Source organism: Sphingomonas sp. Leaf412, assembly GCF_001425405.1.
Classification (GTDB): domain Bacteria; phylum Pseudomonadota; class Alphaproteobacteria; order Sphingomonadales; family Sphingomonadaceae; genus Sphingomonas.
The window spans coordinates 453,896-475,964 of sequence record NZ_LMQP01000001.1 but is presented as its reverse complement, the minus strand read 5'-3'; the positions used below and the strand labels follow the sequence as shown (position 1 = coordinate 475,964).

Below are 22,069 nucleotides of genomic sequence, written 5' to 3'. Positions count from 1 at the left end.
GCGGGAGCCCAGTCTGGGTCCCCGCCTTCGCGGGGACACAAGGTCAGAGGTGGCGCGCCGCCTCGATCAGCAGCACCGGCACGCCGTCGCGGATCGGGTAGGCGAGGCCCGCCTCGTCCGACACCAGTTCCCGCGCCGCCTCGTCCAGCCGCAGCGGCGTCCGCGTCGCGGGGCAGACCAGTCGTTCCAGCAGCCATGGGTCGATCACTGGCCCGATACTCACTGGAGCGTCACCCGCTCCTCGCCGTCGTGTCGGCCGAAGAATTGCATCAGCTGCACGATCAGGTCGGCGCGCGCGGCGATGTCGGGCGCCTCCAGCAGCGCCTGTTTCGCGGCGACGTCGAACGGCGCGATCTGCGCGATGCCGTTGACCAGGCTGGTATCGTCCAGCCGCCCGACCGCGTCCCAGTCGACCGCATAGCCCTGCGCCTCGGCGAAGCGGCGCGATTCCATCTCCAGCGAGGCGCGCGCGCCCAGCGCCAGCGTCTCGTCCGCCGCGACGGGCAGCAACGTCGCCTCGACCTGCCGGAACGGCGTCGTCACCTCCAGCTCGCGCAGCACGCGGAACAGCGACACCCCTTCGAGGATGATGTTGTAACGCCCGTCGTCCAGCGCCTCGACCTCCGCGATGCGGCCGACGCAGCCCATGTCGAACAATGTATCGCCGGCATCCCCGCGCGGCTGGATCATCGCGATGCGGCGATCGCGCGCCAATGCGTCCGACACCATGGCGCGATAGCGCGGTTCGAAGATGTGGAGCGGCAGGTGGAGCCCCGGGAACAGCAGCGCGCCGGGGAGCGGGAAGACCGACAGCCGCGTGGCGCTGGTCGTATCCGCGCTCATCCGAACAGGATCGCGGACAGGCGGCGGCGCTGCGCGGACACCCACGGATCCTCCAGCCCGACGACCTCGAACAGCTTCAGCAGCTGCTGGCGCGCGCGACCGTCCTCCCAGTCGCGGTCGGCGGCGACGATCGACAGGAAGCCGTCGGCGGCGGCATCGCGGTCGCCCGCGCCCATGCGCGCATTGGCCAGGTCGTAGCGCGCCGAGAGGTCGTCGGGGTTCGCCGCCACCGCCGCCTCCAGCGGGGCGAGGTCGTCGACCGGGGGCGCGGATCTGGCGAGGTCCAGCGCGGCGCGCGCGCGCTCCACGTCGGGCAGCGTCGCGGCCCCTTCGGGCAGCGCGGCGATCGCGGCTTCGGCCTCGTCCGTCCGCCCGGCGGCGACCAGCGTGCGGATGCGGCCCGACAGGATCGCGTGATGATCGGGCGCCATCTCCGCCAGCTGGTCCCAGATCGACAGCGCGCGTTCCGCGTCGCCCTCCGCCAGCACCTGCTCCGCCATCGCGATCAGCGGTTCCAGCTCCGCATCCTGCGCCTGCGCCTCGCCCGTCACGGGCAATTGGCGCAGCAACTGGTCCAGCATCGTGCGCAGCGCCGATTCGGTCCGTGCGCTGGTCAGGTCGGCGACCAGCTGCCCCTGGAACATCGCATACACCGTCGGGATCGAGCGGATCTGGAATTGGGCGGCGATGAACTGGTTCTTGTCGGTGTCGATCTTCGCCAGCACGACGCCCTTGTCGGCGTAATCGGCCGCAACCTTCTCCAGCAGGGGAGTCAGCGCCTTGCACGGGCCGCACCATTCGGCCCAGAAATCGATGATGACGAGGTTGGTCATCGACGGTTCGACGACCTCGGCGCGGAAGCTCTGGACCGCTTCCTTCTCCGCCGGTGACATTCCTAACGTGGCCAAGGGCTGCTCCTTCGTGGGACCGCCCTTATGTGGGAACGGGGCGGGGGATACAAACCCCCGCCCCGCGCCGTTCGATCAGAAGGCGGCGGTCAGCGACACCAGCACCTTGGCGTCGGCGATCGAATCGCCGTTGCGCGTGTTGGAGAAGGCGGGTTGCAGGTATGCGGCGTCCCGGTCGCTGATGTCGGTATCGACATAGGCGACGCCGAAGGTCAGCGGCGTACCCGGGATCGCATAGTCCACCCCGACCAGCCAGTCGACGAGCTCGCCCGTGGGCGCGACGCTGGTGGAGAACGGCCCCAGGCCCTTGTTGCCCTTCGAATAGCCGACGTGCGCCTTCGCGGTGAGGCCCGTGTCCGGGATCCCGCTGCTCACGTCGCCCCAGACGTACAGGTTGTCGCCCTTGTCGCCGGGATTGTCGTACACGCCCGCGGCCGCCGACGCGCCGTTGTCGTACCATTGCCCCAGCGCCTTCTGCGACGGGGCGTAGGCGACGCCGGCGGTCAGGTTCACCGGGCCGGCGGTACCGGACAGCTTGGCATAGGGTTCGAAGAAGTTCGTGTCGGGGAAGCCCGCGGGATACCAGTAATAGGTGCCGCCGATGTCGAGCGTGCCGCCGCCGACGGGGAATTTCACGCCCGCGACGATATCGGTTTCGAGATTGGCGCCGCCGAACGTGCCCCAGCCGGCGAGGTTGGATCCCCAGAAGCCGACATAGACCCCGCTTTCGTGCGTGACGGTCACGCCACCCTGGACCGCGACCGTCTCGTCCGATTGCGAGACGCCGCGGAAGCGATAGTCGTTCACGATGCCGACGCTGCCGGAAACCGTGAAGGCCTTGGGCGGGTCGGTTTCCTGCGCCGTGGCGGGGACGGCGGCCATGGCGCCGAACAGAGCGGTCGAGAGAGTGAGAAACAACTTCATTGGGAACCTCCTGGTTGGCAGAGGCTCCTCCTGCTGTGATCCGCGCCGCTCTCCCCCGCTACGAAAACGGGAGGGCGACCACTGGCCACCCTCCCGAGGTATTCGTGCTGCGTTGCAGCGATGTTTCCTTATTGCGTCAAAATGTTTCCACCCGACTCAGTGGTCGTTGAGTGTGGCGATACGGCCACGCCCGCCGGTCAGTTCGGTGTCGTTCCCCGCCGCGCGACGGCGCTGGAACCAGTCGCGCAGCATCTCCGCGCTGGTGTGGTCCACCGCGTCGAGTCGCGAGGCGTCGATGCGCACCGGCGTGCCCGCGGGCACGCGGTCCAGCGTCTCCACCAGCTTGGGCAGCGACACGAACGTCGCCGCGCCGTCCAGCGCAATGTCGTGCGCGCCGTCGTCCCCGGTCGCTTCCACGACGCGCAGGCGCAGGCGGCGCAGGTGCGGCACCAGTTCCAGCGTGGTCAGCGCGATGCCGACCAGCACGCCGGTCAGCAGGTCCGTCGCCACGACCATGATGAGCGTGGTGGCCCAGATCGTGACCGGCATCACGCCATAGTCGCGATACAGGTGGCGCGCGTGGCGCACGCTGACCAGCCGCCAGCCGGTGACGACCAGGATCGCCCCCAGGGCCGCCATCGGGATCTGCCGCAGGATGAAGGGCAGCAGCGCGACGAACCCGAGGATCCAGGCGCCGTGCATGATGGCGGAGGCGCGCGTGATCGCGCCCGCCTGCACGTTGGCGGAGGAGCGGACGATCACGCCGGTCATCGGCAGCGATCCGGCCCAGCCGCACAGCAGGTTGCCGATGCCCTGGGCGCGCAGTTCCTTATTGTAGTCGGTGCGCACGCCGTCGTGCATCTTGTCCACCGCGGCCGCCGACAGCAACGTTTCCGCCGAGGCGATGAACGCGATGGCGAAGGCCGATGCGATGATCGACGGGTTCATCAGGAACGACAGGGCGGTGCCGTCCGGCGGAGTGACCGCGGACAGGATGTTGGTGGGCACGACGACGCGCGCGACGTCCAGCGCGAACACGATCGCCACCGCGGTGCCCGCAAGCACGCCGACGAGCGCGCCGGGGACCAGCCGCAACGCCGCCGGGCGGAATTTCTCCCACCCCAGCATCGCCGCGATCGTCGCCAGCGCGACCGCGAAGGCGCGTTCCGCGGACTGGATGTCCATCGACAGGCCCAGCAGGCGCGCGGGCATCGCGGCGAGATTCTCCGGCCCGCTGGACAGGGGGCGTTCGTCGAACAGGACGTGGAACTGTCCGATCACGATCAGCACGCCGATGCCCGCGAGCATCCCGTGGACCACCGCCGGGCTGATCGCCTTGAACCAGCCGCCCAGGCGGAAGATGCCCGCCGCGACCTGGATCGCGCCGGCGAGGATCAGGATCGGGCCGAGCGCGGACAGGCCGTGGTCGCGCACCAGTTCGAACACGATGACCGCCAGGCCCGCGGCGGGGCCGCTGACCTGTAGCGGCGATCCGGCCAGCGCGCCGACGACGATGCCGCCGATGATGCCGGTGATGAGTCCCTTTTCGGGGGGCACGCCCGAGGCGATCGCGATCCCCATGCACAACGGCATGGCGACGAGGAACACGACGATGGACGCGGTGAAGTCGCGTCCGAAGAATTCGAGCCGGGGGATCGATACCCCCGGCTTCGCGATCGCCGAATGTTCCATTATTCGGCTGCCTCCGACAGGAAGTCGGCGGCCAGGCGCCGCGCCGCGGGATGCGCGACCGGCATCGGCGTTTCCTCCCGGATCGGCACGAAGCGGCCGGTTTCGCCGTCGAGGCCGAGGATCACGCCCTCGTGGATGTCCACGAACCAGCCGTGGAGCGAGATTTCGCCGCGGACGAGCCCGGCCGCGACCGACGGATGGGTGCGCAGGTGCGCCAGCTGGGCGCTGACGTTCTCGAGGCTGATCGCGCGGACGCGCGAGCGGTCGTCCATCTCGGGGTAGCTCTGGTCCACCACCTGCCGCGCGGCGGCGCCGTGGCGCAGCCAGGCGACGACGTTGGGCATCGATTCCAGCTTCGCCGGATCGCCCGCCAGCCCCTTCATCGCGCCGCAGTCGGAATGGCCGCAGACGATGATGTCGGTGATGCCCAGCGCCATGACGGCATATTCCACCGTCGAGGTCACGCCGCCGTTCGCGGTCGAATAGGGCGGCACGATGTTGCCCGCGTTGCGGCAGACGAACAGGTCCCCCGGCTCCGCCTGCATGATATGTTCGGGCACGACGCGCGAATCGGAGCATCCGATCATCAGCGCCTTGGGGAACTGCCCGTCGGTCGCCAGCTTGTTGTACAGGGCGCGTCCCGCCGGGAAGACCTGCTTCTCGAAACTGACGACGCGGCCAATGACATCGTTCACGGCGGAATTCTCCTGTCTGCAATCGGACAGGGTATGTACGGTCCGCCCTTTGCCGCCACGCGGCGGCTTTGTGTTATTTCGTTGCCGCAACGGCGGTGAGCAGGATTTCCGCGCACAGTCCGCCCCCCGGCCGGTTCGACAGCGTCAGGGTGCCGCCCTCCATCGTCACCGCCTCGCGCACGATCGGCAGGCCCAGGCCGAAGCCCACGGTGTCGCGCCCGCGCGCGGGGTCGAGCCGGACGAACGGTTCCAGCACGATGCCCAGCTTCTCCTCCGGAATGCCGGGGCCGTCGTCCTCCACCCGGATGGCGAGGCGTCCGTCGCCGGGGTCGAGCGTGATCCGCACGCGATCGCCGTAATGCAGCGCGTTGTCGACCAGGTTGCCGACCGCGCGTTTCAACGCCAGACGGCGGACGGTCCATTCGCAATGGTCGGGCCCGATATAGTCGGCGTCGCGCCCGCGATCCTGCGCATCGTCCGCCAGCGTGGCGCACATCACCGCCAGATCGACGCGCGACGGGCGTTCCGGATCCGCCTCCCCGCCCAGGAACGCGAGCAGGGACGCGATCATCGCCTCCATCTCCGCCACGTCGCCGCCGATCGCCGCGCGCGTTTCCGCGTCGGCCAGCGATTCGGTGCGCAGGTGCAGCCGCGCCAGCGGGGTGCGCAGGTCGTGGCCCACCGCCGCCAGCGCCTGCGTCCGTCCCGCGATGAGCGAGGAGATGCGCTCCTGCATCGCGTTGAAGGCGACGATGACGCGGCGCACCTCGCCCGGCCCGTCCGGGTCCAGCGGCACCGCGTCGCCGTGCCCGACGCGCTCCGCCGCCGCCGCCAGCCGCCGCAGCGGCAGCAGCAGCTGGCGCAGCACCACCGCCCCCAGGACCATCAGCGCGATCGCGGGCACCATGGCCAGCGCCACGCGCTCGAACGCCAGGTTGATGTCCGCGACGGGTTCCAGCGTGCGGAAGTACAGCCAGCTGCCGTCGTCCAGCATCAGGCCGCCCGACACCGCGGAACTGCGCCCCGGCGACACCAGCCGCAGCCTGAGGTCCGTCTTCGCCAGCGACGGTTCCCACGCCACCACCTGGCTCCTCATCGCGTCGAGCATGGGGGCGAGCGGCGGCGGCGGCGGCATCGCCTCCCGCCACTGGACGAGGTAGCGGTCGGTGCTCAGCTCCGCGGCCATTCCCGGTCGCTGCGCGATCGGGCGTTCGGCGACCAGCCGGCGGCTGATGACCAGATGTTCGGCCAGCCGGTTCGCCTCGTCGTCCTGCACCGCGTAGCGGCTGGCGCGTTCGTACAGGAGCGTGCTGGCGCCGAATTCGATGATGATGGTCAGCAGCAGGATCGCGAGCACCTGCCCCAGCAGCCCGATCGCGGGGCGCCGCCAGGGTCGGGGAAACAATCGCTTCAATGCCGCTCCACCGGCGCGTTCAGCATGTAGCCGACGCCGCGCACCGTCACGATCGGCGCGGCATTGCCCGCCACGCCCAGCTTGCGTCGCAACCGGCTGACCAGCACGTCGATCGAGCGGTCCGAACTGTCGCCCAGCCGGGTGCGCGACAGTTCGATCAGCCGTTCGCGCGCGATCACGCGCTGCGCATGGTCGGCCAGGACGGTCAGCAGGTCGAATTCCGCCCCCGTCAGGTCGACGATCCCGCCGGTGGGGGACGACAGTTCGCGGCGCGGCAGGTTGATCGTCCAGCCGTCGAACGTCATCATCCCCTGGTCGCCCGCGCCCGTCGTCCGGTCCAGCGGCGGGCGGCGCAGCACGGCGCGGACGCGCGCGACCAGTTCGCGGGTGCCGAACGGCTTGGCGATGTAATCGTCCGCGCCCAGTTCCAGCCCGACGACGCGGTCGGTCTCGCTCGCACGCGCGCTCATGAAGATGATCGGCACGTCGCTGCGCTGGCGCAGCGCGCGGCACAGGTCGATCCCGCTGGTGCCCGGCAGCATGATGTCGAGCAGGACGAGGTCGACCGGCCCCGAATCGAACGCGAGCCACATTTCCGGGGCGGCGGACGCGGGGCGGACGAGGAAGCCGTTCTCCTGCAACGCCCGCGCGGTCAGCATCCGGAGCGAGGGATCGTCCTCGACGAGCAGGATGGTGGGGGCGGTCATGCGGGCGGGGTTAGGCAAGCGCGACGGCGCGGTCAACGCGCCCCCGCGCGGCAGCAAAATGACACATTCGGCGCGATCCGGCCGCGCCCGCGCCGCGGCTCCGGCGGCGGGCGACCGGCCCCTTTCGCGACGGGCGCCGAATACGGCTTGCGGCCCTATCGCACCGATGCTAGTGGCGCCGCCTCCACCCGCCCGGACCGTCCGGGCCATGGCGCCAGAGCGGGCGTAGCTCAGGGGTAGAGCACAACCTTGCCAAGGTTGGGGTCGAGGGTTCGAATCCCTTCGCCCGCTCCAGCGTGCCGCCGACAGGCGGCCGTTCGACCAATCGTCGATTCGACCGCAGGAAGCGGGATGCGCCGGTGGGCGATCGCTGCGACGATGCAGGGATGACGAACCGACCTTCACACGACACCGCGGCCGATCCGCGCTGGGCCAGGATCGTGGCGCGCGATCCGGCCGCCGACGGCCATTTCTGGTATTCGGTCGCCACGACGGGCGTCTACTGCCGCCCGTCCTGCCCGTCGCGGGCGGCGCGGCCGGAGAATGTCGCGATCCACGATACGCCGGAGGAGGCGCGGGCCGCGGGATTCCGGGCGTGTCGCCGCTGCAATCCCGACGGATCGTCGCGCGCCGCGGAGAATGCCGCGCTGGTCGAGGCGGCGTGCCGGACGATCGAGGCGGCGGAGGCGCGCGTGCCGCTGGCGGACTTGGCGTCGGCGGCGGGGCTGAGCGCGGCGCATTTCCACCGGTTGTTCAAGGCGCAGACCGGGGTGACGCCGCACGCCTATGCCGCTGCGCACCGTGCGGCGCGGGTGCAGGCGGCGCTGTCCGCCGGCGCGAACGTCACCGCCGCGCTGTTCGAGGCGGGGTTCGGGTCCAGCGCGCGCTTCTACGACGCCGCGCCCGCGATGCTGGGGATGGCGCCGTCGCGCTACCGTGCCGGGGGCGGGGCGGAGGAATTGCGCTTCGCGGTCGGCGCGACCTCGCTGGGCGCGTTGCTGGTGGCGTCGAGCGCGGCGGGGGTCGCGGCGATCCTTCTGGGCGACGATGCCGACGCGCTGGTGCGCGAGCTTCAGGACCGTTTCCCGGACGCGCGGCTGATCGGCGGGGACGGGGCGTACGAACGGATCGTCGCGCAGGTCGCGGGACTGGTGGAGGCGCCGGGGATGGGCATCGACCTGCCGCTGGACATCCGCGGGACCGCGTTCCAGCGCCGGGTGTGGGAGGCGTTGCGCCGCATCCCGGCGGGCAGGACCGTCGGCTATGCCGAGATCGCGGCGCGGATCGGCGCGCCCGCGGCGGTGCGCGCGGTGGCGGGGGCGTGCGCGGCCAATGCGCATGCGGTCGCGATTCCGTGCCATCGCGTGGTACGGACCGACGGCGCGCTGTCGGGCTATCGCTGGGGCGTGGAACGGAAACGCGCGTTGTTACTGCGGGAGGCGGGATGAACGACGACGACGCGCGCTGCCGCTGGGCGACGACCGATCCGCTGCTGCGCGCCTATCACGACCGCGAGTGGGGCGTGCCGGAGCGCGATCCGCGCGCCTTGTGGGAGAAGATGGTGCTGGACGGGTTCCAGGCCGGGCTGTCGTGGATCACGATCCTGCGCAAGCGCGACGCCTTCCGCGCCGCGTTCGAGGGATTCGTGCCGGAACGGATCGCCGGCTGGGGCGAGGCGGACGTGGAACGGCTGATGCGCGATGCCGGGATCGTGCGGTCGCGCGCGAAGATCGCGGCCACGATCCGCAATGCGCAGGCGTATCTGGCGATCCCCGATTTCGCCGCGTTCGTCTGGGGCTTCGTCGACGGGGAGCCGTGGCGCGGGACCGGGTCGATGGTGCGGTCGCCGCCGGGCGATGCGGTGTCCGCGGCGTTGAAGGCGCGCGGGTTCACGTTCGTCGGGCCGGTCATCGTGCACGCCTGGTTGCAGGCGACGGGCGTGATCGACGATCACGAGCCGCAGTGTTTTCGACGGAGCCACGACCATGACGGATAGGAAAGGCGCGATCCGCGTCGGCATCGGCGGCTGGACCTACGAACCGTGGCGCGGCGGCGCCTTCTATCCGCCGAAATGGCCGATCCGGCGCGAGCTGGAATATGCCAGCCGCCACGTCACCGCGATCGAGGTCAACGGCACCTTCTACAGCGGGTTCAAGCCCGCGACCTTCGCGGGCTGGCGCGACACCGCCCCCGACGGCTTCGTCTTCGCGCTGAAGGCGTCGCGCTATTGCGTGACGCGCAAGGTGCTGGCGGAGGCGGGGGAATCGATCGCGCGCTTCGTCGGGCAGGGGATCGTGGAGCTGGGCGAGAAGCTGGGGCCGATATTGTGGCAGTTCGCGGGCACGCGCAGGTTCGACGCCGACGATTTCGGCGCGTTCCTGAAGCTGCTGCCGTCCGCGCACGAGGGCGTGGCGTTGCGCCACGCGGTGCATGTGCGGCACGAGACGTTCGCGACGCCCGCTTTCGTCGCGCTGTGCCGCGCGGCGGGGGTGGCGATCGTCTATGCCCGGTCGGACGATTATCCCGCGATCGCGGACGTGTCGGGCGATTTCGCCTATGTCCGGCTGGAGGATGCGCAGGAGGCGGAGCCGCTGGGCTATGCCGCCGCCGGGCTGGACGGGTTCGCGGCCATGGCGCGCGACCTGGCCGCCGGACGCACGCCGGACGGGCTGCCCCGGGTCGCGGACCCCGCGCGGGTGGTGCCGCGCGACACGTTCGTGTTCCTGATAAACGGCGCGAAGGTGCGCGCCCCCGCGGCGGCGATGGCGCTGCTCGAGCGGACAGGCACGGTTTGACGGCGCGGGATACGATCCATATACGGACCGTATAGCGATGGGGCGGTTCATGGGTATCGTGAAGATCGACGACGACCTGCACGAGGAAGCGCGGCGCGCGAGCGGCGTCATGTGCCGGTCGATCAACGCGCAGGCGGAATATTGGATGACGATCGGGATGCTGGCGGAGGCGAACCCGACGATGGCGTTCAACGACATCGTCGCGATGCAGCTGGCGCAGGCGCAGGCGGCGCCGCGCGACCGCGCCGCCTGAGATGGTCAAGACCGCGGCGGAATTGGAATCGATGCGCGCGGCGGGCGCGTTGCTGGCGTCGGTGTTCGAGATGCTGGACGCGCGCGACCTGTCGGGCCTGTCGACGCTGGAGATCGACGGGATCGTCGATCGCTTCATCACCGACGACCTGCACGCGCGCCCCGCGAGCAAGGGGCAATACGGCTTCGCGCACGTGCTCAACAGCTCGATCAACCACGTCGTCTGCCACGGCGTGCCCGACGCGCGCGCCGTCATCCGCGACGGCGACATCGTGAACCTCGACATCACGCTGGAGAAGCATGGCTTCATCGCGGATTCGAGCAAGACGTACATGGTCGGCGACGTGCCCCCGCACGCGCGGCGGCTGGTACGCGTGGCGCAGGAGGCGATGTGGAAGGGGATCGGCGCGGTGCGCCCCGGCGCGCACGTCGGCGACATCGGCCACGCGATCGAGCGACATGCGAAGAAGCACGGCTACGCCGTGGTCCGCGACTTCTGCGGCCACGGCATCGGGCGCGAGATGCACGAGGAGCCGCAGGTGCTGAACTTCGGCCGGCCGGGGACGGGCGCGCTCCTGCGCGAGGGGATGACCTTCACGGTGGAGCCGATGCTGAACCAGGGCAGCCGGAAGGTGTCGACCGCGGACGACGGGTGGACCGTGATGACGGCGGACGGGAAACTGTCCGCGCAGTTCGAGCATACGGTGGCGGTGACGCGGACGGGGGTGGAGGTGCTGACGCTGCGGAAGGGGGAGCGGCGGGGGTAGGTCGGCCGCTTACGCGCAACGTCCTCGTGTCCCCGCGGAGGCGGGGACCGGGACTGGGCTCCCGCCTTCGCGGGAGCACAATGGGGGCTGGGCGACCGCGTGCTTTCATCCCTCCTCCGGCGTTCGTCGGGGAAGGGCGTCGGGAGGCTGGCGTGCCGCGGGTCCGACGCCGCTTGCTCCAGCGGCGCGGTGGATGCCGGGACGAGCCCGGCATGACGGACCGCCTACCGATACGCCCCCGCGGGCTGCGCGACCGCGCCGGTGATCGCCGCGGCCTCCAGCGTGTCGAGCGCGCGGTGGGCGTCGACGTAGCGCTGCGCGGCGGCGGTCCAGTTCTGCGCCTGCGCCGCGCCGGGCAGGCGCGCGATCTCGCCCAGTGCTGCCTCCACATTGCCTGCGTCCAGCATCCGGCGCGCGCGCGCGACCCGGTCGGCGGGGAGGGGGGAGGGCGTGCCCGCGCGGTGGATGACGACCAGGTTGCGCAGCTCGCTGCCGATCCCCGCCCACCAGTCGCTGTCGCCCGCCAGCAGGGTCGGCTGCGCGGCGTCGAGGCCGATGCGCAGGTCCTCGATCGTCACCGGTGCGCGCGCGGCCTGGATGATCGTGTTCGTCTCGCGCGGGATCGTCGCGCCGAAGCGCTGGCGCACCTGCTCCTCCAGATAGCCGAGCCCGACGCCGCGATCGAGCGCGCGGCGCGCGGCGAAGGCGACCAGGATCCCCTCCGCCCGCGCGGCGCGGGCGGCGGCGGCGGCGGAGTCGGCGTTGATCGTCGCGGCGCGCGCCTCCAGCGCCGAAAGCTGCGCGCCCAGCGCGGCCTCCCGCGTCGCCAGCGTCACCGTGTCGATCGCGGGCGTGGGGGCGGGCGCGGGCGTGGCCTGTGCGGGGGCGGCGGCGACCGGCCGCTGCTGTTCCGCCGGGGTCATGCCCGACAGCCAGCCGGGGGTGTTGCGGATCGCGAAGACCATCAGCCCCAGGCCGACCAGGAAGGCGATCGTCGCGATCACCACCACGGGGCCGATCCGTTGACGCGGGCGGGGCCGCTCGTCGTAGCCTGCGTCACTCATGCGTCCAGCTTATCCTCGCGCGCGCGTCACGGGTCAATCGCCAGCGATGCGGCGACCGCCGCCAGCGCGGCGTCGTCTGGGTGCGGCGCGACCGCGATCCGCGCCCAGCCCGTGCCCGCGGCGCGCGCGACCGCATCGCTGAGCGCGGCGATCCTGATCCGGTCGCGCGGCAGTCCCTGCGACAGCGCGGCGAAGCGCGCGGCGGCGCGCGGGGAATGGAGCAGGACGACGCCGTCGACCGCGGCGGCGAGCGCGCCGTCCGGGAGCGCGAGCGGATCGGCGGCATAGACCGTCACCGCGGTCACGCCGCGCATGGCGACGCGCTCGCGCCCCGCCAGGTGAAGCAGCCGCGGCCACGCCGCCGCCGCCGCGATCGCTCCCGCGGCGTCCGACATGCCGGTCGCCACCACCGCGAAGCCCGCGTCGCCTGCCGCCCGCGCGGTGGCGGCGCCGACCGCGACGACGGGAAGATCGCGCACCGCATCGAGCGCGTCGCCGCCGTGGCGCAGCGCGTTGGCGCTGGTCAGCAGCAGCGCGTCGAACGTGCCCGCGGGACGCGACCAGGCGACGGGGGCGATGCGGAACAGCGGCACCGCGGTGGCGCGGATGCCCGCGGCGGCGAGTCGCGCCAGCGTCGCGGCGGCGCCCGGTTCGGGGCGCAGCACCAGCGCCGCGCGGGGGATCACCGCGCGAACAGCGCGCGCACCGTCGCGGGCGCGCGCGCGAGCAGGTCCTGCGCCAGCGCGGCGCCGAGCGCGTCGGGATCGGCGCCCGTCATCTGCCCCTCCACGCATTCGCGCCCGTCCGCGGACAGCAATTGCGCGGACAGCAGCAACGCGCCGTCGCGGCGGAAGGCGAGCGCGGCGATGGGGGAATGGCAGTCGCCGCCGAGGCCCGCGAGCAGGGCGCGTTCGGCGCGGACCGCGATGCCGGTTTCCGCATCGTCGATCGCCCCCGCCAGCGCGCGGGCGGGACCGTCGCGCAGCGTCTCCAGTCCCACCGCGCCCTGCGCCGGGGCGGGGAGCATGGTTTCGAGCGGGACCGGCGCCCCGGTATCGTGGCGGCCGAGCCGGTCGAGCCCGGCGGCGGCGAGCAATGTCGCGTCGACGTCCCCCGCCGCCAGCTTCCCCAGCCGCGTGTCCACGTTGCCGCGGAACAGGGTGGTGCGCACGTCGGGGCGCAGGCGGCCGAGCTGCGCCGCGCGGCGCGGGCTGCTGGTGCCCACGACCGCGTTCCGCGGGAGCGCGGCGACGCTGTCCGCACCGATCAGCCGGTCGCGCACGTCCGCCCGCGGCAGCATCGCGGCGATGGCGATGGCGGCGGGGCGGATCGTCTCCACGTCCTTCATCGAATGGACGCAGGCGTCGACCTCGCCCGCCAGCAGCGCGCGATCCAGCTCCTTCGTCCACAGCGCCTTGCCCCCGATCTCCGCCAGCGCGCGATCCTGCACGCGGTCGCCGGTGGTGCGGATGACGACGATCTCCACGTCCGCCCATCCGTGCGCGCGCATCAACGCGTCGCGCGCCAGACCCGCCTGGGTGAGCGCGAGCGGGGAACCACGGGTGCCGAGCCGGAACATGCGCGCCGCCTTGGCGGGTTGCGGAGGGAGCCGCAACCTCGGTGTCGTCGGAGGACATCCCTCACATCCGTCACCCCGGACTTGATCCGGGGTCCATCGTGCCGCGAGGCCAACGCTTCCCGCTCTCGCGGCACGATGGATGCCGGATCAGGTCCGGCATGACGGATGTCGCGACGGGTGGTGGCCTCTCGACGCCCGGCCCCCATCGGCCCTACATGGCGGCCATGCTGATCCTGGGCCTCGAATCCTCCTGCGACGAGACCGCCGCCGCGCTCGTGACCGGGGACCGCCGCGTGCTGGCGCACCGGCTGGCGGGGCAGGAGGCGGCGCACCGCCCCTATGGCGGGGTGGTGCCCGAGATCGCGGCGCGCGCGCATGTCGAGGCGCTGGAGCCGCTGATCGCCGCCGCCTTCGCCGACGCGGGATGTACGATCCACGACGTCGATGCCGTCGCGGCGACCGCGGGGCCGGGGCTGATCGGGGGCGTCATGGTCGGCCTCGTCACCGGCAAGGCGCTGGCGCACGCCGCGGGCAAGCCGTTCGTGGCGGTCAACCATCTGGAGGGTCACGCGCTCAGCCCGCGGCTGTCCGATCCCGACCTCGACTTCCCGTACCTGCTGCTGCTGGTGTCCGGCGGGCATTGCCAGTTGCTGCTGGTCGAGGGGGTCGCGCGCTACCGCCGGCTGGCGACGACGATCGACGATGCGGTGGGCGAGGCGTTCGACAAGAGCGCGAAGATCCTGGGCCTGGGCTTCCCCGGCGGACCGGCGGTGGAGCAGGCGGCGCTGGCGGGCGATGCGACCGCAGTGCCGCTGCCGCGCCCGCTGAAGGGATCGGCGGAGCCGCATTTCTCCTTCGCGGGGCTGAAGGCGGCGGTGATGCGCGCCGCGCCGCATCATGCCGCGGCGGACGTGGCGGCGTCGTTCCAGGCGGCGGTGGTCGATTGCCTGATCGACCGGACCGCGCGCGCATTGCGGCACAGCCACGGCGCCACCGCCCTGGTCGTGGCGGGCGGGGTCGCGGCGAACCTGGCGGTGCGCGAGGCGTTGCGGGAACTGGCGACGCGGCACGGGCTGCGCTTCGTCGCGCCGCCGCTGTGGCTGTGTACCGACAATGCCGCGATGATCGGATGGGCGGGGGCGGAACGCTTCGCCGCCGGGATGACCGACGGGCTGGACGCGCCGGCGCGCGCGCGCTGGCCGCTCGATCCGGATGCCGAGGCGGTGCGCGGCGCGGGGGTGAAGGCATGAGGATCCCGGAATGCGCATAGGCGTGATCGGCGGCGGGGCGTGGGGCACCGCACTGGCGCAGGTCGCCGCGCGCGACGGCGCGGCCGTCCTGCTGTGGGCGCTGGAAGAGGAAGTGGTCGCGGGGATCAACGCCGACCACGAGAATCGCCTGTTCCTGTCCGGCGTCCCGCTGTCGCCGTCGATCCGCGCGACGGGGGACCTCGGCGATCTGGCGCCGTGCGACGCGCTGCTGGTCGTCGCCCCGGCGCAGCATGTCGGGCGTGTGCTGGCGACTGCCCCGGTGGGGGCGACGCCGCTGGTGCTGTGCGCGAAGGGGATCGAGGCGGGATCGGGGCGGCTGGTGGGCGAGGTGGCGCGCGCCGCGTGCCCCGACGCGCCGATCGCGGTCCTGTCCGGCCCCACCTTCGCGCACGAGGTGGCGACCGGACTGCCGACCGCGGTGACGCTGGCGTGCGAGGATGCGGCGCTGCGCGAGGCGCTGGCGGCGCGGCTCGCGGGGCCGGCGTTCCGGCCCTACGGCTCCGCCGACGTGATCGGCGCGGAGATCGGCGGCGCGGTCAAGAACGTGCTGGCGATCGCGTGCGGCGTGGTCGACGGCGCGGGGCTGGGCCAGAATGCGCGCGCCGCGCTGATCGCGCGCGGGTTCGCGGAGATGACGCGGTTCGGCCTGGCGAAGGGCGCCCGGGTCGAGACGCTGGCGGGATTGTCGGGGCTGGGCGACCTGGTCCTGACCTGCTCCTCGACGCAGTCGCGCAACTTCTCGCTCGGCGCGGGCATCGGGCGCGGGGAGGATGCCGCGGCGCTGCTGGCGAACCGGCGGACCGTGGCGGAAGGCGCCTTCACCGCCCCCGCGCTGCGCGACGTGGCGCGGGCCGACGGCGTGGACATGCCGATCGTGGAGGCGGTGTGCCGCTTGCTGGACGGGGCGGACGTGGCCGCAGTGATCGGCGACCTGCTGGCGCGACCGCTGCGGGGCGAGGGGTAGGGGGCGTTGCCGTCTGTTTCGTCTTCCTGCGAAAGGCGGGAACCCAGGGTAACGGACGGCATCGCCGCTCTGGGTTCCTGCTTTCGCAGGAACACCGGCAAGGGCCACCCGCACCTTTCCACCCTCCGTTCGCCCTGAGCGAAGTCGAAGGGTCTGCGCCGTGGGTCGTGCATAGGCTTCGACTGCGCTCAGCCCGAACGGATGTTGAGTGGTCCGCTTCGCCCGCCCCTAAAAATCGATCGCCACGCCCTTCTTCTCCCAATCCCCGAACCGTACCGGATCGCGGCCGAGCGGGTCCTCCGCGGGCCGCACCATCGGTTCGGGGGCGGGGACGGGGGTGTTGGGCGTCAGGTACGCGGGCGGTTTGACGTGGTCGGGGCGCTTGCCCATGGGATTGCTCCTGCGTGGCATCCCGACGTAAGCGCGCGCATGGTCAATCACAACCCGGGCCGCCAGCCGCCCGAACCGCTGGGCACCGCCGCGCGCCGTGCCGCGCTGCGCCTGCTCGATGCCGTGCTGCGGCGGGGGGAGCCGCTGGAATCCGCCCTGGCGCTCGCCACGCGCGCGTTGCCGGGCGGGCCGGACCGCGGGCTGGCGCATGCCATCGCGGCGGAAACGCTGCGGCGGCTGCCCGATCTGGATGCGCTGATCGACGGCGCGACGCGGATGCGGCTGGCCGACGACGCCAAGGCGCGGTTCGTGCTGCGGATCGCACTGGTCCAGGTGCTGGCGCTGCGCACCCCGCCGCATGCCGCGATCGCCACGGTCCTGCCGCTGGTCGACGGCGGGCCGAAACGGCTGGTCCACGGCGTGTTCGGATCGCTGATGCGCGGCAACGCCGCCCTGCCCGACGTGCCGACCCTGCCCGCGGCGGTCGCCGCGCGATGGGGCGCGGCCTGGGGGGCGGACGCGGTCGCGGGCGCGGCGCGCGCCATCGCGGTGCCGCCGCCGCTGGACCTGACGCTGCGCGACGCGGGCGAGACGGACGCCTGGGCGGCGCGGCTGGGGGGTGTCAGCCTGGCGCCCGGTCATGTCCGCGTGACCGATGCGGGGCCGATCGCGGCGCTGCCCGGATTCGACGACGGCGCCTGGTGGGTGCAGGACCTCGCCGCCTCCATCCCCGCGCGCCTGCTGGCCGGGGCGGGCGCCGACGTGCTGGACCTGTGCGCCGCGCCCGGGGGCAAGTCGCTCCAGCTCGCCGCCGCGGGGCACAGGGTCACCGCGGTCGACGCGTCCGAAAGTCGCGCGGCGCGACTTTTCGAGAATCGCGACCGCATCGGCGTCGCGTTCGACGTGGTGATCGGCGACGTGCTCGACTGGGCGCCCGACGCGCCCGCCGACGGCGTGCTGGTCGACGCGCCGTGCAGCGCCACGGGCATCTTCCGCCGCCATCCGGACGTCCTGTACCGCGCGCACGACGGCGTCGTCGCGGACATGGCGGCGCTTCAGACGGCGATCCTGGCGCGCGCGGCGGACTGGGTCCGGCCGGGCGGGACGCTGGTCTACGCCACCTGCTCGCTGGAACGCGCGGAGGGGGAGGAGCAGGCGGCGCGCTTCCTGTCGGCGCGCGCGGATTTCGCGGTCGCGCCGGTGCAGGCGGCGGAGCTGCCCGCGGGCATCGCGCCGACCGCGGCGGGGTTCGTGCGGACGGTGCCCGGGACGCTGGCGGACGCGGGCGGATGCGACGGATTCTTCGTCGCGCGATTCGTCCGCGCTTCCGGCTAGATCGGGTCGACGGTCGCGCGTCCGGTCGCAACGTCGCCCCCCCCGCGCCGTCACCGCCTGTCGCCCGGTGGATGCCGGGACGGATCCGGCATGACGGGGAAAGGGTATCGGGCGCGCGACCGACATTTGCGGTCGAGGCCGCCCGTTTCGGTTTGGACCCCGAACGAAACCCGCGCTATCGATCGCGGACATGAAACCCGTCCGCATCGCGCCGTCCATCCTCTCCGCCGATTTCGCGAAGCTGGGGGAGGAGGTCCGCGCGATCGACGCCGCCGGGGCGGACTGGATCCACGTCGACGTCATGGACGGGCATTTCGTGCCCAACATCAGCTTCGGTCCCGCGGTGATGAAGGCGGTGCGCCCGTATACGGACAAGCCGTTCGACGTTCACCTGATGATCGCGCCGGTCGACCGCTATCTCGACGCCTTCGCCGACGCCGGGGCGGATTGCATCACCGTGCATGTCGAGGCGGGGCCGCACATCCACCGCTCGATCCAGCATATCAAGGGGCTGGGGCTGCGCGCGGGCGTGGTGCTGAACCCCGGTACGCCGGCGAAGATGCTGGATTACCTGATCGACACGGTCGACCTGGTGCTGGTGATGAGCGTCAATCCCGGCTTCGGCGGGCAGCATTTCATTCCGTCCCAACTGAAGAAGATCGCCGCGATCCGGAAGATGATCGACGCCAGCGGGCGCGACATCGACCTGGAGGTGGACGGCGGGATCGACGTGGAGACCGCGAAGCTGGCGATCGCGGCGGGGGCGGACGCGCTGGTCGCGGGAACCGCCACCTTCCGCGGCGGGCCGGACGCCTATGCCGCCAACATCCGGGCATTGCGCGGCGAATGAGCGACGGGCCGGCCGGGGGCGACGGCATCGAAAGCGGCCGGCGGCTGGTCCGTGCCGATCCCGCGGCGGCGCAATCGCTCAGCCAGAAGCTGGCGCACTATCTCGAACGGCTGACGTGGCGCACCCCGCTGCACGACATGCGGCTGAAGGGGCGGCATCCCCTGCGGCTGCTGGCGGTGCCGGTCGATCCGATGCCCGGCGACGCGGACGCCGGGCTGGCGCTGCTCGACGGGCGGCTGGTCGCGGGGGGCGAGGCGCATGACGCGGCGACGGTCGACCTGTCGTCCGCGAAGCCGGGGGCGGCGTTCCTCGATTACCTGCACGGCTTCGTCTGGCTGCGCGACCTGGCCGCGACGCGCGACCGCGACCGCGCGGTGCCGGTGGCGGAGGCGCTGACCGCGCGCTGGCTGGACGCGCATGCGGACAAGGTGCGCGATCCCGTCTGGCGGCCGGAGGTGGCGGGGCGGCGGCTGGCGATGTGGGCGGCCTATGCCCCGCTGATCCTGTCGTCCGGCGACATCGTCTTCCGGTCGAAGGTGCTGAACGCGATCGCGCGGACCGCGCGGCATCTGGATCGCGCGGCGGACAAGGCGGGGCCGGGGCCGGAGCGGCTGGCGGCGTGGTGCGGCGTCGTCACCGCGGGGCTGCTGCTGCCCGGCGGCGACGCGCGCGTGGCGTTCGGCGAGGCGGGGCTGGCGCGCGCGCTGGCCGCGGCGGTGGGGGAGGACGGCGGGATCGCGAGCCGTTCCCCGGTGGCGCTGGCGGAGGGGATCGCGGTCCTGGCGCTGCTGCGCGCGGCGTACGAGGCGCGGCGGCGCGACCTGCCCGAGGACGTCGCCGCGACGCTGACGCGCATGGGCGCCGCGCTGGCGGGCGTGACGATGAGCAACGGCGCGCTGTCCAGCTGGCAGGGCGGCGCGGCGACGGGTGCGGCGCAGGTGGCCGACGTCTTCGCCGCCGCCGGGCTGCACCCCCGCCCGCTGCGGCAGGCGAAGGGATGGGGGTATCAGCGGCTGACCGGCGGGCGCGCGGTGGTGGTGGTCGATGCCGCGCCGCCGCCGCTGGCGACCGCGGCGGACGGCGGCTGCGCCTCCACGCTGGCGTTCGAATATAGCGAGGGGCCGGACCGATTGATCGTCAATTGCGGCGGCGCGCGCGCGGCGGCGGCGAAGGTCGCGCCCGCGACGGCACGCGGCCTGCGCTCCACCGCGGCGCATTCGACCCTGGTCGTGGCGGATTCCAATTCCACCGCGCTCCACCCCGACGGATCGCTGGGCAAGGGCGTGGGCAGCGTCGACGTGGCGCGGCAGGAATCGGACGTGGCGAGCCGGATCGACGCCGGCCACGACGGCTATGCGCGCCGGTTCGGCTTCCTGCACCGGCGGCAGCTGATCCTGACCGCGGACGGGCGCGAATTGCGCGGCGAGGATGCGCTGCTCCCCGCGGGCCGCGCGCGCCGGGCGGAACGCGCGACGCCCTTCGCTTTGCGCTTCCACCTCGGCCCGGGGGTGGAGGCGGCGCGCACCGCGGACGGGCAGGCCGCGATCCTGCGCACGCCGTCGGGCGCGATCTGGCAATTCCGCACCCGCGCGGAGACGCTGGAGGTGGAGGAAAGCGTGTGGGTCGACGCCGCCGGACGGTTCGTGCCGACGCAGCAGATCGTCGTCGGCGGATCGGCGGCGGCGGGCGGCGCGAGCGTGGCATGGGCGTTGCGACGGGCGCGGTAGGAAGGTTGGTTCTCGCGAAGACGCGAAGACGCAAAGGAGGCTCGCTTGTGGCCTTCGTTTCGCTTCAGCGAGACCTTCAACTGGATGGCCGCCGGTGGCGGCCGGGACTTGGCCACAGGCGAACCCTCTCCGCGTCTCCGCGCCTCCGCGTGAACCTCACCACGGTTGCCCTTCCCCGCCCCCCCGACTAGTGCCCGCGCGCATGACCAGCATCCCGATCCGCCGCGCGCTCCTGTCCGTTTCCGACAAGACGGGGCTCGTCGATCTCGCCCGTTCGCTTGCCGACAAGGGCGTCGAACTCGTCTCCACCGGGGGCACCGCGAAGGCGTTGCGCGACGCCGGGCTGACGGTGAAGGACGTGTCGGAGCTGACCGGTTTCCCCGAAATGATGGACGGGCGCGTCAAGACGCTGCACCCGAAGGTCCATGGCGGGTTGCTGGCGGTGCGCGACGATGCCGCGCATGCCGCGTCGATGGCGGAACATGACATCGGTGCGATCGATCTGGTCGTCGTCAACCTCTATCCCTTCGTCCAGACCGTCGCGAAGGGCGCGGGGCGCGACGAGGTGGTCGAGAATATCGACATCGGCGGGCCCAGCATGGTCCGCTCCGCGGCGAAGAACCACGCCTATGTCGCGATCGTGACCGATCCGGCGGACTATCCGCTGGTCGCGAGCGGGGAGACGACGATGGCGACGCGCAAGCGGCTGGCGGCGAAGGCGTTCGCGACGACGGCGGAATATGACGGCGCGATCGCGAGCTGGTTCGCGTTCGCCGATCAGGGCGAGCGTTTCCCCGAAACCCTGCCGATGACGCTGAAGCGCGCCGGGCCCGAATTGCGCTACGGCGAAAATCCGCATCAGGCCGCGGCCTTCTACGCCGCCACGGGTCCCGCCGCGCGCGGCATCGGGCAGGCGCGGCAGGTGCAGGGCAAGGCGCTGTCCTACAACAACTACAACGACGCCGACGCCGCGCTGGAGCTGATCGCCGAATTCCGCGACGCCGCGCCGACGTGCGTCATCGTCAAGCATGCCAATCCGTGCGGCGTCGCCACCGCGGACACGCTGGAGGCCGCCTATGCCGAGGCGTTCGCGTGCGACACGGTCAGCGCGTTCGGCGGCATCATCGCGGTCAACCGCCCGCTGGACGGCACCACCGCGAAGGCGATCACGGGCATCTTCACCGAGGTCGTCGTCGCCCCCGACGCGGACGAGGAGGCGATCGCGCTGTTCGCCGCGCGCAAGAATTTGCGCCTGCTGCTGACCGGCGAATTGCCCGACGCCGGGCGTGCGGGCCTGTCGGCGAAGTCGATCGCGGGCGGATGGCTGGTGCAGTCGCGCGACGCGGGCGCGATCACCGCCGCCGAACTGAAGGTGGTGACGCAGCGGCAGCCGACCGAACAGGAGCTGGCCGACTGCCTGTTCGCTTGGACCGTGGCGAAGCACGTGAAGTCGAACGCGATCGTCTATGCCAAGGACGGCGCGGTCGCGGGCGTCGGCGCGGGGCAGATGAACCGCCTGGAAAGCGCGCGCATCGCGGCGTGGAAGGCGAAGGACGCGGCCGACAAGGCGGGCTGGGCCCAGCCGCGCACGATCGGGTCGGCGGTGGCGTCGGACGCCTTCTTCCCCTTCGCCGACGGCCTGCTGGCAGCGGTGGAGGCAGGCGCGACCGCGGTGATCCAGCCCGGCGGATCGATCCGCGACGACGAGGTCATCGCCGCGGCGGATGCGGCGGGCCTCGCGATGGTGTTCACCGGGATGCGGCATTTCCGGCATTGATCGATCCTCCCCGAGCTTGCTCGGGGAGGGGGAGTGCGAGGTCGAACGCGCCCCGCGCGTTCGAGAGCCGTCCGGGGGACGGCTCGACCTCGCGCTCGGCGCGCAGCGCCGTGGT

General features: G+C 72.4%; 23 protein-coding genes and 1 tRNA gene. 12 read left to right on the top strand and 12 right to left on the bottom strand.

Going from position 1 to position 22,069, the window contains the following annotated elements; genetic code table 11:
- Positions 1-43: 43 nt before the first annotated feature.
- The 8 genes from ASG29_RS02155 to ASG29_RS02120 all read right to left on the bottom strand — a co-directional run bounded on the left by ASG29_RS02155 (position 44) and on the right by ASG29_RS02120 (position 7,183).
- The gene (locus ASG29_RS02155) at positions 44-208 is read right to left on the bottom strand and encodes a Trm112 family protein (RefSeq protein ID WP_082515556.1); all 165 of its coding nucleotides are present in this window, start codon (positions 206-208) and stop codon (positions 44-46) included.
- A gap of 11 nt (positions 209-219) precedes the next feature.
- Complete coding sequence (locus ASG29_RS02150; protein ID WP_055979467.1) at positions 220-843, bottom strand: LON peptidase substrate-binding domain-containing protein; 624 nt, start codon at positions 841-843, stop codon at positions 220-222.
- The gene (locus tag ASG29_RS02145; protein ID WP_055979465.1) at positions 840-1,736 is read right to left on the bottom strand and encodes a tetratricopeptide repeat protein; all 897 of its coding nucleotides are present in this window, start codon (positions 1,734-1,736) and stop codon (positions 840-842) included. The genes ASG29_RS02150 and ASG29_RS02145 overlap by 4 nt, the downstream gene beginning before the upstream one ends.
- Before the next feature lie 90 nt (positions 1,737-1,826).
- Positions 1,827-2,675, bottom strand: coding sequence for a TorF family putative porin (locus ASG29_RS02140; protein ID WP_055979462.1), 849 nt, complete (start codon positions 2,673-2,675; stop codon positions 1,827-1,829).
- Positions 2,676-2,831: 156 nt separating this feature from the next.
- Complete coding sequence (locus tag ASG29_RS02135) at positions 2,832-4,367, bottom strand: SulP family inorganic anion transporter (RefSeq protein WP_055979461.1); 1,536 nt, start codon at positions 4,365-4,367, stop codon at positions 2,832-2,834.
- On the bottom strand, positions 4,367-5,062 hold the full coding sequence (locus ASG29_RS02130) for a carbonic anhydrase (protein ID WP_055979458.1): 696 nt from the start codon (positions 5,060-5,062) through the stop codon (positions 4,367-4,369). Before ASG29_RS02130 ends, ASG29_RS02135 begins: the two co-directional genes overlap by 1 nt.
- A 73-nt stretch (positions 5,063-5,135) precedes the next feature.
- Complete coding sequence (locus ASG29_RS02125; protein ID WP_055979456.1) at positions 5,136-6,476, bottom strand: ATP-binding protein; 1,341 nt, start codon at positions 6,474-6,476, stop codon at positions 5,136-5,138.
- Entirely contained in the window at positions 6,473-7,183 is a 711-nt protein-coding gene (locus ASG29_RS02120) for a response regulator transcription factor (RefSeq protein ID WP_055979453.1), read from the bottom strand. The genes ASG29_RS02125 and ASG29_RS02120 overlap by 4 nt, the downstream gene beginning before the upstream one ends.
- 219 nt (positions 7,184-7,402) lie before the next feature.
- Here ASG29_RS02120 and ASG29_RS02115 point away from each other — a divergent pair.
- From ASG29_RS02115 to map, 6 genes are all read left to right on the top strand, one after another.
- A tRNA-Gly gene (locus tag ASG29_RS02115) sits at positions 7,403-7,477 on the top strand.
- Positions 7,478-7,569: 92 nt separating this feature from the next.
- The gene (gene ada, locus ASG29_RS02110; protein ID WP_055980719.1) at positions 7,570-8,631 is read left to right on the top strand and encodes a bifunctional DNA-binding transcriptional regulator/O6-methylguanine-DNA methyltransferase Ada; all 1,062 of its coding nucleotides are present in this window, start codon (positions 7,570-7,572) and stop codon (positions 8,629-8,631) included.
- The gene (locus tag ASG29_RS02105; RefSeq protein WP_055979450.1) at positions 8,628-9,179 is read left to right on the top strand and encodes a DNA-3-methyladenine glycosylase I; all 552 of its coding nucleotides are present in this window, start codon (positions 8,628-8,630) and stop codon (positions 9,177-9,179) included. Before ada ends, ASG29_RS02105 begins: the two co-directional genes overlap by 4 nt.
- Positions 9,169-9,978: a DUF72 domain-containing protein gene (locus tag ASG29_RS02100; RefSeq protein WP_055979449.1), complete on the top strand. Its 810-nt coding sequence runs from the start codon at positions 9,169-9,171 to the stop codon at positions 9,976-9,978. The genes ASG29_RS02105 and ASG29_RS02100 overlap by 11 nt, the downstream gene beginning before the upstream one ends.
- A gap of 49 nt (positions 9,979-10,027) precedes the next feature.
- Positions 10,028-10,231, top strand: coding sequence for a ParD-like family protein (locus ASG29_RS02095; RefSeq protein WP_055980716.1), 204 nt, complete (start codon positions 10,028-10,030; stop codon positions 10,229-10,231).
- 1 nt (position 10,232) lies between these two features.
- Complete coding sequence (map, locus tag ASG29_RS02090) at positions 10,233-10,997, top strand: type I methionyl aminopeptidase (RefSeq protein WP_055979446.1); 765 nt, start codon at positions 10,233-10,235, stop codon at positions 10,995-10,997.
- Positions 10,998-11,221: 224 nt separating this feature from the next.
- On the opposite strand, the gene ASG29_RS02085 is transcribed toward map, so the two are convergent.
- From ASG29_RS02085 to hemC, 3 genes are read right to left on the bottom strand one after another with little or no spacing between them, the layout of a single operon-like run.
- Positions 11,222-12,061: a hypothetical protein gene (locus tag ASG29_RS02085; protein WP_055979443.1), complete on the bottom strand. Its 840-nt coding sequence runs from the start codon at positions 12,059-12,061 to the stop codon at positions 11,222-11,224.
- Between the two features lie 26 nt (positions 12,062-12,087).
- Positions 12,088-12,747 carry a uroporphyrinogen-III synthase gene (locus ASG29_RS02080; protein WP_321163175.1) on the bottom strand — a complete coding sequence of 220 codons (660 nt, stop codon included), beginning with the start codon at positions 12,745-12,747 and terminating at the stop codon, positions 12,088-12,090.
- The gene (gene hemC / locus ASG29_RS02075; protein WP_055979438.1) at positions 12,744-13,640 is read right to left on the bottom strand and encodes a hydroxymethylbilane synthase; all 897 of its coding nucleotides are present in this window, start codon (positions 13,638-13,640) and stop codon (positions 12,744-12,746) included. The genes ASG29_RS02080 and hemC overlap by 4 nt, the downstream gene beginning before the upstream one ends.
- 224 nt (positions 13,641-13,864) lie before the next feature.
- Here hemC and tsaD point away from each other — a divergent pair, with 224 nt between their 5' ends.
- Positions 13,865-14,890: a tRNA (adenosine(37)-N6)-threonylcarbamoyltransferase complex transferase subunit TsaD gene (tsaD, locus tag ASG29_RS02070; RefSeq protein WP_055980710.1), complete on the top strand. Its 1,026-nt coding sequence runs from the start codon at positions 13,865-13,867 to the stop codon at positions 14,888-14,890.
- 10 nt (positions 14,891-14,900) lie between these two features.
- Positions 14,901-15,875: an NAD(P)H-dependent glycerol-3-phosphate dehydrogenase gene (locus tag ASG29_RS02065; RefSeq protein ID WP_055979437.1), complete on the top strand. Its 975-nt coding sequence runs from the start codon at positions 14,901-14,903 to the stop codon at positions 15,873-15,875.
- Positions 15,876-16,103: 228 nt separating this feature from the next.
- Here the strand turns inward: ASG29_RS02065 and ASG29_RS16265 are convergent, their stop codons facing one another.
- Complete coding sequence (locus ASG29_RS16265) at positions 16,104-16,265, bottom strand: DUF1674 domain-containing protein (protein WP_082515554.1); 162 nt, start codon at positions 16,263-16,265, stop codon at positions 16,104-16,106.
- A 39-nt stretch (positions 16,266-16,304) separates the two neighbouring features.
- Between ASG29_RS16265 and ASG29_RS02060 the strand changes: the two genes are divergently transcribed.
- The 4 genes from ASG29_RS02060 to purH all read left to right on the top strand — a co-directional run bounded on the left by ASG29_RS02060 (position 16,305) and on the right by purH (position 21,954).
- Complete coding sequence (locus ASG29_RS02060) at positions 16,305-17,600, top strand: RsmB/NOP family class I SAM-dependent RNA methyltransferase (protein ID WP_055979432.1); 1,296 nt, start codon at positions 16,305-16,307, stop codon at positions 17,598-17,600.
- Positions 17,601-17,790: 190 nt separating this feature from the next.
- The gene (gene rpe / locus ASG29_RS02055; RefSeq protein WP_055979430.1) at positions 17,791-18,450 is read left to right on the top strand and encodes a ribulose-phosphate 3-epimerase; all 660 of its coding nucleotides are present in this window, start codon (positions 17,791-17,793) and stop codon (positions 18,448-18,450) included.
- The gene (locus ASG29_RS02050) at positions 18,447-20,177 is read left to right on the top strand and encodes a heparinase II/III domain-containing protein (RefSeq protein WP_055979427.1); all 1,731 of its coding nucleotides are present in this window, start codon (positions 18,447-18,449) and stop codon (positions 20,175-20,177) included. Before rpe ends, ASG29_RS02050 begins: the two co-directional genes overlap by 4 nt.
- Positions 20,178-20,379: 202 nt before the next feature.
- Positions 20,380-21,954 (top strand): bifunctional phosphoribosylaminoimidazolecarboxamide formyltransferase/IMP cyclohydrolase, encoded by a 1,575-nt coding sequence (gene purH, locus ASG29_RS02045; protein WP_055979424.1) that lies wholly within the window; start codon positions 20,380-20,382, stop codon positions 21,952-21,954.
- Positions 21,955-22,069 lie beyond the last annotated feature (115 nt).

What these genes read in the sequence shown, in the direction of transcription:
- ASG29_RS16265 (WP_082515554.1), bottom strand. Translation starts at nt 16,265, where the DNA reads ATGGGCAAGCGCCCCGACCACGTCAAACCGCCCGCGTACCTGACGCCC.
- ASG29_RS02135 (WP_055979461.1), bottom strand. Translation starts at nt 4,367, where the DNA reads ATGGAACATTCGGCGATCGCGAAGCCGGGGGTATCGATCCCCCGGCTC.
- hemC (WP_055979438.1), bottom strand. Translation starts at nt 13,640, where the DNA reads ATGTTCCGGCTCGGCACCCGTGGTTCCCCGCTCGCGCTCACCCAGGCG.
- ASG29_RS02145 (WP_055979465.1), bottom strand. Translation starts at nt 1,736, where the DNA reads ATGTCACCGGCGGAGAAGGAAGCGGTCCAGAGCTTCCGCGCCGAGGTC.
- ASG29_RS02120 (WP_055979453.1), bottom strand. Translation starts at nt 7,183, where the DNA reads ATGACCGCCCCCACCATCCTGCTCGTCGAGGACGATCCCTCGCTCCGG.
- ASG29_RS02140 (WP_055979462.1), bottom strand. Translation starts at nt 2,675, where the DNA reads ATGAAGTTGTTTCTCACTCTCTCGACCGCTCTGTTCGGCGCCATGGCC.
- ASG29_RS02065 (WP_055979437.1), top strand. Translation starts at nt 14,901, where the DNA reads ATGCGCATAGGCGTGATCGGCGGCGGGGCGTGGGGCACCGCACTGGCG.
- ASG29_RS02095 (WP_055980716.1), top strand. Translation starts at nt 10,028, where the DNA reads ATGGGTATCGTGAAGATCGACGACGACCTGCACGAGGAAGCGCGGCGC.
- tsaD (WP_055980710.1), top strand. Translation starts at nt 13,865, where the DNA reads ATGCTGATCCTGGGCCTCGAATCCTCCTGCGACGAGACCGCCGCCGCG.
- purH (WP_055979424.1), top strand. Translation starts at nt 20,380, where the DNA reads ATGACCAGCATCCCGATCCGCCGCGCGCTCCTGTCCGTTTCCGACAAG.
- ada (WP_055980719.1), top strand. Translation starts at nt 7,570, where the DNA reads ATGACGAACCGACCTTCACACGACACCGCGGCCGATCCGCGCTGGGCC.
- map (WP_055979446.1), top strand. Translation starts at nt 10,233, where the DNA reads ATGGTCAAGACCGCGGCGGAATTGGAATCGATGCGCGCGGCGGGCGCG.
- ASG29_RS02060 (WP_055979432.1), top strand. Translation starts at nt 16,305, where the DNA reads ATGGTCAATCACAACCCGGGCCGCCAGCCGCCCGAACCGCTGGGCACC.
- ASG29_RS02100 (WP_055979449.1), top strand. Translation starts at nt 9,169, where the DNA reads ATGACGGATAGGAAAGGCGCGATCCGCGTCGGCATCGGCGGCTGGACC.
- ASG29_RS02050 (WP_055979427.1), top strand. Translation starts at nt 18,447, where the DNA reads ATGAGCGACGGGCCGGCCGGGGGCGACGGCATCGAAAGCGGCCGGCGG.
- ASG29_RS02085 (WP_055979443.1), bottom strand. Translation starts at nt 12,061, where the DNA reads ATGAGTGACGCAGGCTACGACGAGCGGCCCCGCCCGCGTCAACGGATC.
- ASG29_RS02105 (WP_055979450.1), top strand. Translation starts at nt 8,628, where the DNA reads ATGAACGACGACGACGCGCGCTGCCGCTGGGCGACGACCGATCCGCTG.
- rpe (WP_055979430.1), top strand. Translation starts at nt 17,791, where the DNA reads ATGAAACCCGTCCGCATCGCGCCGTCCATCCTCTCCGCCGATTTCGCG.
- ASG29_RS02150 (WP_055979467.1), bottom strand. Translation starts at nt 843, where the DNA reads ATGAGCGCGGATACGACCAGCGCCACGCGGCTGTCGGTCTTCCCGCTC.